The following is a 13,795-nucleotide window of genomic DNA, read 5'->3' as shown; positions in this document are numbered from 1 at the left end:
TCTAAAGGCATTTTAGTTAATGCTGTTGCAGCAGGAATTGTTGAAACCGATATGATGAATAACATACCTGAAGAAAGGCAAAAAAAGATATTGGAAAGTGTCATATCCAAAAGGTTTGCTAAACCAATCGAAATAGCAGAAACAATCTTCTGGCTATCAACTAAAAGTCCAGAATATATAAATGGAGTTTGTATAGATATAAATAATGGAGCATTTCTTAGGTAATTGATTATATAGAATTTAAAATTACTTATACAATAGCGATAACAATTTAGTTATTGCTTCTTTATATCATAATTATAATTACCTCTCCCTGCCTTGTTTAGCTTTATTTATTTCTCCAGAATACTGAGTAATCCATTCAGCTACATTTTCGATTAAAGGCAATAAGTTAAGCCCCAAGTCAGACAGTTTATATTCAACACGGGGCGGTATTTCCTGATACATCGTCCTGCTTACAAATCCATCATTCTCTAATGCTTGGAGAGTAGAAGTTAACATCTTCTGGGATATGCCGACAATGGCTTTATCAAGCTCATTAAACCTCATTGTTCTATTACTGGCTAAGGTGATAATAACAATCATTGACCATTTATTACCAAAATGATTCATAATTAATCTATAAGGGCAATTTTCCTCAGAAGGATATTTTTCTAAAATTTTATCAATCATAAATTATTCACTATCAATAATACTAACTTTTACGTTCGTTCCTTATACACTTGTAAGCTCTTGTTTATAAGCAAAATCACCTGTAATATTGTGTGTGAATTTAGTGATTTTTAAAATAGAATCTTTTTTTTACAACAGAATCCTATAAAATAATTTAACTATCAAAAAACTATGAAGAAAGACGTTATTTTTGTGCTGACAGACGGTTTTGCAGATTGGGAAAGTGTTTTTTTATCCTCTTTGTTAATGAATGGCGGTTTTGAAGGAGGGGAAGTTAAGTACAATGTTAAAACGCTTGCATTTACAAAAGAGCCGATTGTCTCATTCGGAGGATTTACTTATCTGCCCGATTACGATACTCTACCTGTCGATTATGCAGCTTTAATTCTGATTGGAGGTCTATCGTGGAAATCTGAAAAGGTAAAATGGGTAACTAAACTAATTGCAGATGCCTTGCAGAAAGATATACTTATAGGGGCAATATGTGATGCTTCTTTATTCCTTGCAATGAACGGCTATCTGAATAACATAAAACATACCAGCAACAGCCTGAATGATTTGAAAAAATATGCCCCTGATTATACGGGAGAACGTAATTATATTGAAAAACAGGTAATACGTGATGGCAAAATTGTTACGGCAAACGGAACAGCCTATTTAGAATTTGCCAAAGAAGTATTAACTTATTTGGAAGTTGGTTCGATTGAAAGCAACGAAAAATTTTATCACTTTTATAAATACGGGCAATACAGTATTTAGAGAGCCATAATAATTGAATATAATCCGTATATATGATATTCTATTTTTCAGCAACAGGAAATACCAAATACACAGCACAAAAAATAGCCGAAATGGTTGGTGATAAAACGATTTCTATTAGTGATTGTGTTAAGAATCAAAATTTTAACTTCTATATTGAAGATAATGAGAAGGTGGCATTTATTTTCCCTACTTATTTTTATGATATACCTATAATTGTTAGGGACTTTATTGAAAAACTATATTTGGAGAATTATAAAAGCCAACATGTTTATACCATAGTAACTTATGGGAAAGAACGTGGAATCGTATTTTATAAGTTTGAAAGATTATTATCTAAGAAAGGAATCAAATTAAACGGCGTTTCGGATGTTATCTTTCCTGATAATTACATCTTACTGCTGAATCTTTTACCACCGAAAAATGAACAGGAAAATATGTTTATCGACGCAGATAAGCATATAAATGACATAGCCAAACAGATTCTAAACAGAAAATTGCTTCATGCAAAATTCAATTTTATAGATTATCTAAAAGCGTGTTTCACACATCCAATTTATAAATATGGACGTAAAACAAAGCATTTTTATACTACAGATGATTGTAATGGTTGCAAGCTATGTGAAAAGATATGTCCTGTAAACATAATTGCATCACATAATGGTAAACCTAAATGGACGGCAGATAGATGTGTACAATGTTTAGCTTGCTTACACCGCTGCCCACAAAAAGCAATACAACATAAAAAACGAACAGCGAAAAGAGAAAGGTATATAAACCCTAATGTGAAATTATAATTAAAGAAGATTTATTTAAAAACTATAACCATACCACAGCGATAACTAAACAGTTATCGCTGTTTTATTTTATAACCGTTACATTATGACTTACATCGAATTTTTAACCCAAAAACCTGTATTGTATGGCTCTACAACCGATAAGAACCTGAAACAACGTATCGGAATGTATCAACCCTTCTAAATAAGTATTCGAGTACGATATAATATAAGATGCCTAAATTTGACGAAAAAAAAACGAAGTTAATTCTGAATGCCGTTAATTTTTAATCTAAAACAGCCGACTTTGGAGGCTGTTTCTCCCCCGACCTTCAGGGAGAGGGGCGAGTTAGGTTTTTGTAAGGCAAATTCATTTTGTCTTACAAAAACACAACTCGCAAACAACAGGGGTTGTTAATATGATTCGCCTTGAAAGATATGATAAATGGACGGATGGGTGAATGGATAGATGAATGGATAGATGAATGGATGGACGAATGGATGGACGAATGAACGGATGGACGGATGAACGGATGGACGGATGGACGGATGGATGGATGGATGGATGGATGGATGGATGGATGGATGGATACATATAGGCAAACGAATTTCCAAAATACAATATTGTATCCTTATAAACTTTTAGTTAAAGATATTCGAGAAAAAGATATCCTGTTTCGCCAAAAAAAAATACAGGTACGACAAATTACGACAAAACGCGAAAAAGAACGACAAGCGATTATATATCTGTTGTTTATATGATTTTTGATTTTATATTCGCTTCTGATTTGCAAATCACCGGGTATTGTATAAATTTTTAACTAAAAGAATTCATGATGGAAATAATCAACATAGACAAAGCCGTATTTGAAAACATGATCGCACGGTTCGAATGTTTTAAGGAAAGGGTAATCGCCCTGTGTGGCAGGTATAAAAGCAAGGGTCTGGATCAATGGATCGATAACCAGGATTTATGTATGATGCTCCATATCTCTCCCAGGACTTTACAGACCTACAGGGATACAGGAAGAATCAACTTCAGCCGTATTAATCACAAGATTTATTACAGGGTCTCGGATATTGAGAAACTCTTACAATCGGGAAAATAGTATGGAAGAGTTAATTACCAAACGCAATAAAGACGTTATTGCATTCTTTGAAGGCTTGGAAGAGATCATCACCTGTATGGAAACAGCCTTCAGTGACACCAGCCCCCTGTTTAACGGTGAACGTTATTTGACAGACAGGGAAGTATCGGGGTTACTGAAAGTCAGCCGAAGAACTTTGCAGGATTATCGAAGTCAAGGTGTAATATCCTACATACAGTTGGGAGGTAAGATCCTGTATAGAGAATCAGACATCCGGAGGTTGTTGGAAGGAAATTACATCGAAGCCTTTCGCAAATAGAGCGTTTAAGGAGATTCCGCCAATCGTGTTTTATGCAGAGGAAGAGGAGAGCAGCTTTTGTTCCCCTCTTTTCTTTTTTTGTTTCCTGTTGACCTTGGATATCTTTCTCTTATATGCGTCGGATGCCGGCTTCGCATGCTATGTTCCTTTGGCCCCCAAGATGAAAAAAGCAAAGTGTCAAATTTTTAGAGGAAAATACTATGCCGGAGTGATAACGGATGGCATGGTATTTTCGTCTAAACTCATAGAGCCTGAATTTGACCGCCTGGCTTATTCAATATATTTTTGCCAAAGGGATATGGTGCGAAGCATAAGCCGCTTCATAAGCAGATCATAAAAAGGGAAACCGGAATTTGCTGTTTATCTTTTTATATAAAGATCAGAAGAAAGAAGCATCCCCACGCCCACGAGAGGTCGAAAGATTCTACCTCCGACTATTTTTTATTTAAACATTTAGCTGATTATGTTTAATAATCTTTATTGTTTTTTCGATATTTAATGTTTATAATCATGTAGTTATAGAATGTTTAAACAGGCTCTAAATAACTTTAATGGTTAGATAGTAATTAATCTTGCTATCTTCCTAACAGATTATATACCATAGTGATTTGCGATGCACTTAATATATCATTGAGAGTAGGGTAAGCATAATAACTCCCGACAAGTCCCAAAAGACCTGAATAATGATAGAAATTAATTTTTTCTTGGTGATTGATACTGGAAGAATAACCATCATTATAATTAATAATAACGGAAGCATAACCATTGCTATCACCTCCTAAATAATGAACATTATCAGATAAAGCAGTCGTTCCATTAGGCTTCACATCTCCTCGGCTAATGCTGTTTCTCTCTGCATCACCTGTCACTGCATCGGACAAGTTAGGGATTTTTGTTCCCAATATAGGCCTTCTAATACGGAAAGAACGGCGTAATGTCAGCTGTGTCAGATTCGTATCACCGGTAAAATCCAGTATGCCATTTTTTATGTCTTTAATAGAGAAATTCTTTTTGTATGTTTCTTTATTGGAAGTTTGTGATGTCATATTCTTCTGATTTGCTGAAAAAGCATGAAAAGATAAAGTCAACACATCCCCCTCGCTTCTTGTATAATAATTGCCTATAATAAATGATGCGGATTGCCCCGAAGGCGTGTAAGTATCACCTTGTGAACCAGACAATATGTTAGATCCAAGCATATTTGTATTAAGCCATGTAGTTGGGGATGTTAAATATTCTTTTGCGGCATTATTTATGCCTCGATAAAATTGCATATTCCGTACTTTTTCAACTTTTAGAAGAATATCGGATCCCGTTTTCAATTTTTCTACTGTTATCGGAGGCATCTTCAATGTGTAATATATTTTATTATTTCCACCTCCATACACTCTAGTGACTAAGTGTTCTGCACTTAGACTAACCTCCGATGCCGCAATATTTCCAGTATTTATATCATCAAAATAGTATCTTCCTTCTTCATACATTATAATCCTTCCTGTTCGTCCACCTAAAGTTATAGACCAATTTGCTGGTATTTTAATAATACCTTCACTATCCAATATGGTATAATTGATATTGCCCGAAGCAAATGTATGAACTTTAAATGGACAAGTCAGACTATTGACATTTATGGTGTATGTAACATCGCCATGAGTAGTAGGAGTACCGGATGCCGGAACTTTTACAGTCTGTGTGGATGATCCGTCGTATGTTGTCTTCAATTCAAATTTGATCCCATTCGCTTCATTGGAATATATGTGCAATGGTTTATCTTTTAACGATTCAGGGATATTAGTCAAAGTTAGACTGACATAATCCTGATCCTCATTGACAGCTTTACCTTGTATGAATTTTCCAAAAAGTTTTGTAGCATTACAATCGATTGTATGCTCTACCTCGATATTGAAAGAACATTGTGCATAATTAATATATAGATCATAAGTAAAAGTTCCTGCACTTGCCGGTGTTCCTATCGCCGGAACATTAACAATTTGGGTTGATTCGCCGGAATATTCTCCTTCAAATTCGAATTCCATTCCATTCTCATTATTAGAATAGATATAGAAATACTTGTCCTTTGCTGATGCGGGGATATCAGCTAATGTTAGACTGATATAATCTTGTTCTCCATTGACAGTTTTACCTTTTATATAAACTCCTTGAACACTAGCGTCAGAACAGTTAACTGAAGGGTTAGGGATTTCTCCTATGTTTATAATGAAAGTACATTCTAAATTATTGATATATACATCATGATGGAAAGTTCCACTCCCCATTGGTATTCCGTATGCCGGAACTTTAACTGTCTGATTTGGTTCTCCAGAAAATACTGTTTCCAGATCAAACGTAATACCACTATTACTTTCTGTATATATAGATAGCTTTTCTCCTTTTGCAGACTCATCAATATCAGTTAAGTGAATAGTTAAATAGTTATTCTCATCAACAGGTTCATATTCTTCATAAATTCCCGAAACTTCTATTTCATCACAATTAATTCTGAAGAAAAAAGGGCATGGCTCTCCCAGTTTTATCCATGATGAAGAATTAAAAACATACACACCTCGACATATCTTTTTAGAAAGATCTTCGTGCACATTAAAAACAGTCAATCCTTCATGGGCTTTCCAAGTTCCTTCGGTATCATTATTAATCACATTATCTCCCATCGTAAGTTCATCCAGACTTTTCAAAACAACCCTCGGTAACATGATGCCTTTTGTAGCTGTTGTTCCCCCTTTTACGGACTCTGTAGTTTCAAACTCTTTTAGGTCAAGCAATGCTCCTTTATTCGGCTTGATTCCACTTCCTATGGTAACTTGTCCTTGAAGCTGTGTACAAGTAAACAATAGTAATAATAAAAGGTGTAGATATTTCATGTAGTTAGCTTTAAGTTTTGACATTCTTTTGTAATTGCTTAATATTAAAAAGAAAGCATTTGTGTGGTAAATATAGTGATTTTTTAATTAAAAAATATTAAAAAGTCACTATTAAAGATTTTAAAACTATTTTATTCAAGAAAATACTTATTAAAAAGACAGTTTTAAAAGCACTATTATTCCCCTAAAGAGAAACGGATTTTGAGAAGTTTAGTGAGCTTCACAACTACATTGATATAACGGTTATATTCAAAGACAGACATTCCTTGTTGAACAAAATCTCAACAGGCTCTTAGAAAAAAGAAATTAATTTCACTCCAAATGTAAGAGAACTTATTGGCAGGCGATCATCATCCAGCAGCTTATCTTCTATTTCCTCATAATACTTCGATATAGATATTTTTGCTTTCGGATTAGCATATTTATAGTCGGCGTATAAAGATAGTCCCATTGTAGGAGCTACCATACCAGTGAAAGAGACTCCACCTCCCACAACCCACGACGTACCTACGCTGTATTCGAGGAATGGGACATTAATCTCAGAGATAGTACCATTCTCATTTTTGTCGGCAATAAAATCAATATTCCCTCCGATACCTGTGCCGATGCCTGTAAGTACTTTTCCTTGCAAAAGAAATTTCGAACTTAAAACCTTGTTGTAATAACCTCCTACCATCAAAGATGCAAACCCCAGAGACTGAACATCCATTTGCTGATTGCTAATGTCAAGTGGCAATTCATTCCACTCGAACAGGTCTATTGCTTCGTGTTCGAAAGGGATATGCATAAAGCCTGCTTCGCCACCTATTCCCCATTTTCGATTGAAGAAATAGGCACTTTCCAAAGCCCCTTCAAGCCCCAGTTTTCCGAACGACTTAAAATCGTCGAGAAAGAAAGCTTGTCCTAACCGTATCGAAACAAACGAAGGATTCTCAAGTTCTTCTTGTATGTCGAAAGGAATAAAGAAATCGCCTTTGTTCTTATAAAACTGATCTATTATGAGGTAGCTCAGTTCGGTAGACAAAATACCAATACCTGCTCCGGCAAGAATATCGGAGAGCCAGTGGCGATTGTTCAGGCTTCGGCTAACGCCCGTATAGGTGGCCATAGAATATCCCAATACACTATACAGCGGATTAATATGCCCGTACTCTTTGTGCATAAAGGTGGCGTTCATAAAGGCAGTAGCTGTATGTCCCGAGGGAAATGAGTTTTTGGTCGAGCCATCGGGACGCATCACCTTGGTAGAATATTTAAGTCCGTTGACCAGTCCTCCCATGATTAGCATACCTCCACCCCAGTTGATGGCAGAGCGTCCGATTTTGTTTCTCCCTTTTACTCCTGCGGCTTTCAATGCGAAGACTGTAGCAACCGGAGCGTATTGGGTATAATTGTCGAGTGTGCTCCGAAAATCGGGAGTGTAGCGGTTGCGAATGGTTCGTACATTATCGTCTGCTTCCCACGAGGTAACGGATAGTCCAACAAAGACTGCGGGTGCAATAGTATGTTTCCAGAAGGTATCTTTTTTTGCAGGTTTATAATAGCTGGAATCAATTATCAATGGCGGGTATAGATTCTGACTGTAGAGAAAAGCTGATGAAAATAATATAGCGAAAATAAACAGAAAATACTTCATATTATAGAGTGCTTTGAAAGTGTTAATAAAATCAAAAATAAAGATTTTATGTTATATTTCCAAAGTACAATCTAACCAAACATCTAACAAGTAACAAACTTTGCACATAATCTCTTAATTATAAACAATCTCTAAATATGTAAACAAAAACATCAGTATATAATTTATTATATACAAGTGAATAATAAAACGAGATCAAATAAAAATCCCTCCTGTTTTCTTCAAAACATAGGAAATAAAAGAGTGATCGGAATTTCTTCCGACCATTCATCCCTCTCCTGCTATCTATTTATCTACCTCTCTGACATCGGTTTCAATATTGCTATGTATTATTTATATATGACTTTCCTCCGCTCGATCAGCTTGTCCATATCCTCCGATATTTTATCATCTGTTACTTTAGCATAAACCTGTGTAGAGGAAATATTGCTGTGTCCCATCATCTTGCTGATACTTTCAATAGGAATACCAGCCGAGAGTAAAAGAGTCCCGAAAGTATGGCGGCTTTGATGATAGCTTAGATTCCCTTTAACACCTGCCAAAAAGCCGATCTCATTAATGCAGTACCAGATTCTATCTCTGTTAGGCAGAGGAAAGATCGGTTTAGTATCATCTTCCGTATTGTAGAGCGATAATATTTGTTCGGCAATGGGATGCAAGGGAATAAAGGCTTCCACGTCCGTCTTTTTTCTCCGTGTTCTGATATAAGACTTTCCTTCAGCTGTTTTTTCAATGTGGTGAGGATACAATCCTTTTACATCTGCATAGGCAAGCGCTGTAAAAGCTGAAAAGATAAAAGCCCGGCGTGTCAGTTCCTGTAACTTGTCGGGTAATGGAGTGTCCATAATTGTTTTTAACTGGCTTCTGCTGATATGTTGCAATTTGGGAGCTTCTTTCTTCTCATAAGGGATATCAGCCAGTGGATTGAAGCGGATAATCTCTCTGTCCACGGCAATATAGATCAACCGGTTGAGCCAGGTAAAGCAATGGTTGATATGGCTTGAACGATACTCTTTGCTTTTCAGATAGAGCTTGTAATTCTCTCCAAAGCTTTCAGTTATATCCGAGAAGGCGATATCTTTCATTTTCAGTGAAAGAAGATATTCCCGCAGGTTACTCTGCGAAATTTTTGATTGACGGTAAGTAGATGTCGATTTTATCTCCGCTGAACGAATTTTCAGTCTTTCCCTTTCTTCTTCACCTGCTTCCAGTAGCATGGTCGGTACTTTGTTTATTTCAGTCAGTGTATTTTTGAGTAGCTCCGCACTGATAACTCCCTGCTCTCTAAGGATGGTCTCATAGGTTCGTTCAATCCGTTTACGAAAGGCTTGTAGCTGATTATTCTTCCTTTCATTTCCGTTTAGGCTATCAGTGATCTTTAATTCTCCTTTCTTGGGATTCCATTCTTCAGGTCGGCAATAGATACCTGTTGTAAGTACGGTTTGTTTCCCGTCGATAGAGATACGGCACAGGATAGCTGTTGTTCCATCTGCCTTTATCTTACTGCGGTTGATATAGAATAAAATATTAAATGTACTGCGTGTGTGTTTTTGCTCTGTCTTTTGCATGATGTTGTTATATTTTACTTTTTCTTGCTTCTTTTAATGACTATCGTATATTGTACCTAAAGATTAGTTTTGAAATCTATATATCAGTAGATTATACTAAATCCAACATCTTATTATATCCGGCTCACATACTGTTGTTTATAATTATTTTAGGTAATCTATCAGATAGTCATTTCTTTTTTTGTTTGAAGCTTACTAATAGCTAGAGTACTAACTTTAAATCTTTGGTTGCTTCGATATACTTGTCCATGTCTTCAAAAAGCTTCTTGGGGGTAACACGGGCATAGATTTGCGTCGTTTTGATATCTCCATGACCCAGCATCTTGGAAACTGTTTCTATCGGGACACCTGCTTCAAGCGTGATCAGGGTCGAGAACGAATGCCTGCCCATATGGTAGCTCAGAGCACCCTGAAAGCCTGCCAGTTCCCGGATGCTGTACAAACGATACTTTAAGGCTTGGTAGTCCATATAGGGAAACAATGTCTTTCGTGATTTATCTTTGTATTTTTCAATCAGCTCAATAGCTTCGGGGAGTAATTTTACCCGACACAGGCTACCGTTTTTCCCTCGTTTGTATTTTAGCCAGAGGTTACCTGCATCATCTTTCGATAGATTGTCGTTTGTTATGGTTACCACATCCACATAAGCCGTACCTGCATAACACGCAAAAAGGAATAAGTCACGGGCGATGATGTGTGAGCCTTGATGCTCTTCCAACTTCAAATCCCTAATTTTCTCAAAGTTTTCCCGGCTCAGGGTTCTTGGTGGATTCTCTTTTTGTTTTAGAAGTGGATACTTTTCAAAGTAGTGTTTGTCTGCATGTCCTTCCTTAAAAGCGATCCGGCAAATTTTCTTTAGATAGGCTAGATAATGACGCACAGTCTCAACAGCCAGACTTTCATCAATGACAAGAAAATCCTGAAACTCTCTGATAAATTGTTCATTAAGCTGGCTGAAGGCCAGGTCAGAAGCGTTAAATCGCTTCTTGATAAATATTCCCAGTCGTTGTCGGGCATAGATATAGTTGGGTACGGTTCGATGGGATACATCAATGCCTACTCGTGCTTTCATTTCAGCAATATGCCGGTCAAAAAGCCGGAGCAGGGTCATTTGGGCATCCATACTCCCTTGAAACAGATGCTTGACATCCTTGGCATCAAAAGGGCTATTTCTATCGACCAATGCCTTGTAAGCATCATTGATAGCCAGCAATAGTTTATCTAATTTAGCATTGGTAATTACAGCCTCGCGGCTTTTTCCGTTCAGGCGGCTCTCACGGGCATTCCAAAGGGATTCTTTGCAAGATAGTTTGCAACTGAACTGTGCCATCGAATGATCCACAGTGATTCTTCCCATAATAGGAGCCTTGCCCGATTTGTTAACAGAGCTCTTTTTGAGGTAGAGCAGAACCTTGAATTTTTCTTGTTTCATAACACTTATCGTTTTATGGACTTTGCCAAAGGCAAAGTTATCGGTTATATAAGTGCTCTTTGTTATGCAAAATAATGTGAATCAAAGCATAAGAACCCGCATCAACTTCTGTCATCTACTGAGTGTTACCTGTTTGACCTCGGTAACTTTCAGGGTAACGGATTGGTAACTGAAAGACTGCTATATTTTACTTTATTTAGCTTTTTGACAAAACAGCAAATTCAAGCAATCCGATTCATTTAAAACAAGTTACGCTTAGTTTTCCCATCCTCGCCAAATGCTGCTTTACTACTGTTTATGCATTGCTCAAGACATACATTTGCTACCAGCGTCACGTTAGCCAACAAAGTAACTATGGAAAATGTAGCTAAGATGTTAGGACATTCATCCACACGGATGACACAACATTATGCTCGTGTATTGGATGAAAGTATTTTGGATGATATGATGAGTGTAGATAATAAATTATTTGGTAATAATTCTAATACAGAAAATAATGGAATTGCAAGTAATACAAAACAGGATATATGAGATTCGTGGCTACAGAGTTATCCTTGATTTCGATCTTGCAGAACTTTATCAAGTAGAAACGAAAGTATTAAAACAGTCAGTAAGACGTAATTTAAAACGCTTTCCTTCCGATTTTATGTTTGAATTAAGTCAAGAGGAATGGCTTAACTTGAGGTCACAAATTGTGACCTCAAGTTGGGGTGGAGCACGTTATCAGCCTTTTGCCTTTACTGAACAAGGAGTAGCAATGCTGTCAAGTGTACTGAGAAGTGAAACTGCTATTGAGATCAATATTTCAATAATGAGAGTTTTTGTAAAAATCAGAGAGTTCTCATCTGTTTACATAGAACTCAATCAAAAGCTGGAAACCTTTATGATAGAAACAAATTTGCAGTTCAATGATATTTATCAAGCTCTAACAGAGCTAGCCAGCCAAAAGGAAGAAGAGAATAAGCCTAGAAAAAGAATTGGGTATGTGAAAGAAGAATGATAAATATTGAAGGTATGCCATAAAAGTAACATAAATTAATTGGCATACCTTCCTTTACCCTGATTGCCTTTCATTTCTTAGGCAATCTTTTTTTTAAAAACTTACGCAAATTTCCTGATCTTAAATTTGTCATAGAGATTTTTTACCAGGCATCCTTTATCAACAGCAAGTCCCAGTAAGAATTTAAAATTTGCATGTTTTTTATAAATGGTAGAGAGTTGGTTGCCACACGAAATTTCATATTTATGAAATCGTTGAATATATTTTAAAGTAATTTCACTAAATAGCAAGGAAGGTTTCCATTCTTTCATCTTGTTAATAAAACTGCAGTAGTTCTCTATTGTCCGCTTGGCTTTTGATATCTTGAGATATTCCAATTCATTCTCAACAAAAGCATAAAAGTCTATATTACGATGCTCCCTATTTTTTAATTCGGCGACAAAGGCTTTTGTTGAAAGAGGTGTTGTATAATAATCGAAAATAATTTCTTTGGCTTTATCATATTTCTCATTAAGAATTTTGTTATACTGAAGATGATATTTTTCTCCGGCAAGAATTATTCTTCTATCTTCACACCAATGTTCAGGCTTCACGGATATATTTAAGCCTATAAAGGTTGTACGCCTATAGGATGTATAGATGAGACATACCGATTGTTTCCCTTCTTTAGTCTGATAATTCTTACGAAGTATAATTTTTATTGTTGCTTTCATTATTCTGTCGTTTTAATTTGTTAATATTTTATTTATATTGAAAAGAGAGAGCGTGTATGGATGTGACAATTTTCACTCTTTTCTTTCAAAGAAGTAGACTTACCATTTCTTTACTCCCGAAAAGCTTTGATGTAATTATTGTTTAATGTCTTTTCCATATCCGATTCTTTATATAAAACTTTGCCTCCCAGTAGTATATAAGAAATTATTCCTTGATTACGATAATCCTGCAAAGTTCTTCGGCTGACTTTCAATATTCCTGCAACTTCCTTGTCTGTCAAATAACGCTCTGCATTAAATAATGGTCTGGTTTCCTCGAAAGTGGATTCTAAGCTGGTAATGATTTCTTCCAAGCCTTCAAAAAATAAGATAACATCTTTGTTCCGTTTTGTGATCAACTCTTCCATAGCATTTTAGTTATACGTTTTATTCTTTTATTTGTATGATTTCAGAAGTTCTTCAATATCTGAAACCTTATAGTAGATTTTATTGTTAATGCGGCTGAAACTAATCCTTCCTGTATCTCTATAGGTCTGTAAAGTACGGGGAGATATATTTAGCATTAAACATACATCCTGATTATCTATCCACTGGCTTAATTCTTTGCTTTTATACTTTCTGCATAAAGAATCAATTCTATTCTTAAAGTTTCGGAACTGTAAAATCATGTTTTCAAATACAGCCTTATCTATGTTTGTTATTTCCATAAAAGTTCATTTAATTAAAACTATACATAATACCTATTGACTTGCAAATCAAAAGCGAATATAAAATCAAAAATCGTATAAACAGCAGATATATAATTGCTTGTCGTGCTTTGTCGCGTTCTGTCGTAATTTGTCGTAATTTGTCGTACCTGCATTTTTTTGGCAGGCTTGTTGCCCAACTATAAGCGTGATAAAAAGCTTTTCTTTTTTGAAGATGAGCTGATAGAATGGATCGCAAAAGGTAAA

The 13,795-nt window shown here is 35.8% G+C and carries 16 protein-coding genes and 1 pseudogene; 8 read left to right on the top strand and 9 right to left on the bottom strand.

The features are described 5' to 3' along the window. A partial coding sequence (locus JGH11_RS15610) for an SDR family oxidoreductase (protein WP_201113356.1) occupies positions 1-225 on the top strand: 225 nt, incomplete at its 5' end. A gap of 78 nt (positions 226-303) precedes the next feature. Here the strand turns inward: JGH11_RS15610 and JGH11_RS15605 are convergent. Next, on the bottom strand, positions 304-612 hold the full coding sequence (locus JGH11_RS15605) for a helix-turn-helix domain-containing protein (RefSeq protein ID WP_236264029.1): 309 nt from the start codon (positions 610-612) through the stop codon (positions 304-306). A 231-nt stretch (positions 613-843) separates the two neighbouring features. Between JGH11_RS15605 and JGH11_RS15600 the strand changes: the two genes are divergently transcribed. From JGH11_RS15600 to JGH11_RS15580, 5 genes are all read left to right on the top strand, one after another. Beyond that, positions 844-1,431: a type 1 glutamine amidotransferase family protein gene (locus tag JGH11_RS15600; protein ID WP_201113352.1), complete on the top strand. Its 588-nt coding sequence runs from the start codon at positions 844-846 to the stop codon at positions 1,429-1,431. Between the two features lie 32 nt (positions 1,432-1,463). Next, on the top strand, positions 1,464-2,228 hold the full coding sequence (locus JGH11_RS15595; RefSeq protein WP_201113350.1) for an EFR1 family ferrodoxin: 765 nt from the start codon (positions 1,464-1,466) through the stop codon (positions 2,226-2,228). Between the two features lie 504 nt (positions 2,229-2,732). Next, on the top strand, positions 2,733-2,969 hold the full coding sequence (locus JGH11_RS15590) for a hypothetical protein (RefSeq protein WP_201113349.1): 237 nt from the start codon (positions 2,733-2,735) through the stop codon (positions 2,967-2,969). Positions 2,970-3,040: 71 nt separating this feature from the next. Further along, complete coding sequence (locus JGH11_RS15585) at positions 3,041-3,316, top strand: helix-turn-helix domain-containing protein (protein WP_370567609.1); 276 nt, start codon at positions 3,041-3,043, stop codon at positions 3,314-3,316. 1 nt (position 3,317) lies between these two features. Continuing rightward, positions 3,318-3,614 (top strand): helix-turn-helix domain-containing protein, encoded by a 297-nt coding sequence (locus JGH11_RS15580; RefSeq protein ID WP_201113358.1) that lies wholly within the window; start codon positions 3,318-3,320, stop codon positions 3,612-3,614. Between the two features lie 575 nt (positions 3,615-4,189). Here the strand turns inward: JGH11_RS15580 and JGH11_RS15575 are convergent. The 4 genes from JGH11_RS15575 to JGH11_RS15560 form a co-directional block, all read right to left on the bottom strand. Then, on the bottom strand, positions 4,190-6,493 hold the full coding sequence (locus tag JGH11_RS15575; RefSeq protein ID WP_201113348.1) for a hypothetical protein: 2,304 nt from the start codon (positions 6,491-6,493) through the stop codon (positions 4,190-4,192). A gap of 292 nt (positions 6,494-6,785) precedes the next feature. Beyond that, entirely contained in the window at positions 6,786-8,129 is a 1,344-nt protein-coding gene (locus JGH11_RS15570) for a phosphatase PAP2 family protein (protein WP_201113347.1), read from the bottom strand. Positions 8,130-8,458: 329 nt separating this feature from the next. Continuing rightward, a complete protein-coding gene (locus tag JGH11_RS15565) occupies positions 8,459-9,697 on the bottom strand; it encodes a site-specific integrase (protein WP_201113346.1) in 1,239 nt (412 codons plus the stop codon). A 202-nt stretch (positions 9,698-9,899) separates the two neighbouring features. After that, a complete protein-coding gene (locus JGH11_RS15560; protein WP_201113345.1) occupies positions 9,900-11,129 on the bottom strand; it encodes a site-specific integrase in 1,230 nt (409 codons plus the stop codon). A gap of 291 nt (positions 11,130-11,420) precedes the next feature. On the opposite strand from JGH11_RS15560, the pseudogene JGH11_RS15555 reads away from it, so the two are divergent. Together JGH11_RS15555 and JGH11_RS15550 are read left to right on the top strand one after the other, a co-directional pair. Next, positions 11,421-11,660 (top strand): annotated as a pseudogene (locus tag JGH11_RS15555) (tyrosine-type recombinase/integrase); the annotation flags it as partial. Further along, positions 11,626-12,129: an ORF6N domain-containing protein gene (locus JGH11_RS15550; protein WP_201113343.1), complete on the top strand. Its 504-nt coding sequence runs from the start codon at positions 11,626-11,628 to the stop codon at positions 12,127-12,129. The pseudogene JGH11_RS15555 and the gene JGH11_RS15550, both read left to right, overlap by 35 nt. Positions 12,130-12,230: 101 nt before the next feature. Here JGH11_RS15550 and JGH11_RS15545 read toward each other — a convergent pair whose 3' ends face one another. The 4 genes from JGH11_RS15545 to JGH11_RS20295 all read right to left on the bottom strand — a co-directional run. Further along, on the bottom strand, positions 12,231-12,842 hold the full coding sequence (locus tag JGH11_RS15545) for a phage integrase SAM-like domain and Arm DNA-binding domain-containing protein (protein WP_201113341.1): 612 nt from the start codon (positions 12,840-12,842) through the stop codon (positions 12,231-12,233). A 110-nt stretch (positions 12,843-12,952) separates the two neighbouring features. Continuing rightward, entirely contained in the window at positions 12,953-13,249 is a 297-nt protein-coding gene (locus JGH11_RS15540; protein WP_201113339.1) for a helix-turn-helix domain-containing protein, read from the bottom strand. Between the two features lie 27 nt (positions 13,250-13,276). Beyond that, positions 13,277-13,549, bottom strand: a complete 273-nt coding sequence (locus JGH11_RS15535; RefSeq protein ID WP_201113337.1) for a helix-turn-helix domain-containing protein — start codon at positions 13,547-13,549, stop codon at positions 13,277-13,279. 66 nt (positions 13,550-13,615) lie between these two features. Continuing rightward, on the bottom strand, positions 13,616-13,795 hold a 180-nt coding region (locus JGH11_RS20295), incomplete at its 5' end, for a hypothetical protein (protein WP_236264028.1).

It is taken from the genome of Dysgonomonas sp. Marseille-P4677 (genome assembly GCF_016652235.1).
In the GTDB taxonomy this organism is placed as follows: domain Bacteria; phylum Bacteroidota; class Bacteroidia; order Bacteroidales; family Dysgonomonadaceae; genus Dysgonomonas.
The sequence above is the reverse complement of the archived record's forward strand: the minus strand, read 5'-3'. Positions and strand labels throughout refer to the sequence as shown.

Excerpts from the sequence above, each read along its gene's own strand:
- JGH11_RS15545 (WP_201113341.1), bottom strand. The coding sequence starts at position 12,842 with ATGAAAGCAACAATAAAAATTATACTTCGTAAGAATTATCAGACTAAA.
- JGH11_RS15575 (WP_201113348.1), bottom strand. The coding sequence starts at position 6,493 with ATGAAATATCTACACCTTTTATTATTACTATTGTTTACTTGTACACAG.
- JGH11_RS15605 (WP_236264029.1), bottom strand. The coding sequence starts at position 612 with ATGAATCATTTTGGTAATAAATGGTCAATGATTGTTATTATCACCTTA.
- JGH11_RS15535 (WP_201113337.1), bottom strand. The coding sequence starts at position 13,549 with ATGGAAATAACAAACATAGATAAGGCTGTATTTGAAAACATGATTTTA.
- JGH11_RS15580 (WP_201113358.1), top strand. The coding sequence starts at position 3,318 with ATGGAAGAGTTAATTACCAAACGCAATAAAGACGTTATTGCATTCTTT.
- JGH11_RS15570 (WP_201113347.1), bottom strand. The coding sequence starts at position 8,129 with ATGAAGTATTTTCTGTTTATTTTCGCTATATTATTTTCATCAGCTTTT.
- JGH11_RS15565 (WP_201113346.1), bottom strand. The coding sequence starts at position 9,697 with ATGCAAAAGACAGAGCAAAAACACACACGCAGTACATTTAATATTTTA.
- JGH11_RS15550 (WP_201113343.1), top strand. The coding sequence starts at position 11,626 with ATGGAATTGCAAGTAATACAAAACAGGATATATGAGATTCGTGGCTAC.
- JGH11_RS15595 (WP_201113350.1), top strand. The coding sequence starts at position 1,464 with ATGATATTCTATTTTTCAGCAACAGGAAATACCAAATACACAGCACAA.
- JGH11_RS15585 (WP_370567609.1), top strand. The coding sequence starts at position 3,041 with ATGATGGAAATAATCAACATAGACAAAGCCGTATTTGAAAACATGATC.
- JGH11_RS15600 (WP_201113352.1), top strand. The coding sequence starts at position 844 with ATGAAGAAAGACGTTATTTTTGTGCTGACAGACGGTTTTGCAGATTGG.
- JGH11_RS15540 (WP_201113339.1), bottom strand. The coding sequence starts at position 13,249 with ATGGAAGAGTTGATCACAAAACGGAACAAAGATGTTATCTTATTTTTT.
- JGH11_RS15590 (WP_201113349.1), top strand. The coding sequence starts at position 2,733 with ATGAACGGATGGACGGATGGACGGATGGATGGATGGATGGATGGATGG.
- JGH11_RS15560 (WP_201113345.1), bottom strand. The coding sequence starts at position 11,129 with ATGAAACAAGAAAAATTCAAGGTTCTGCTCTACCTCAAAAAGAGCTCT.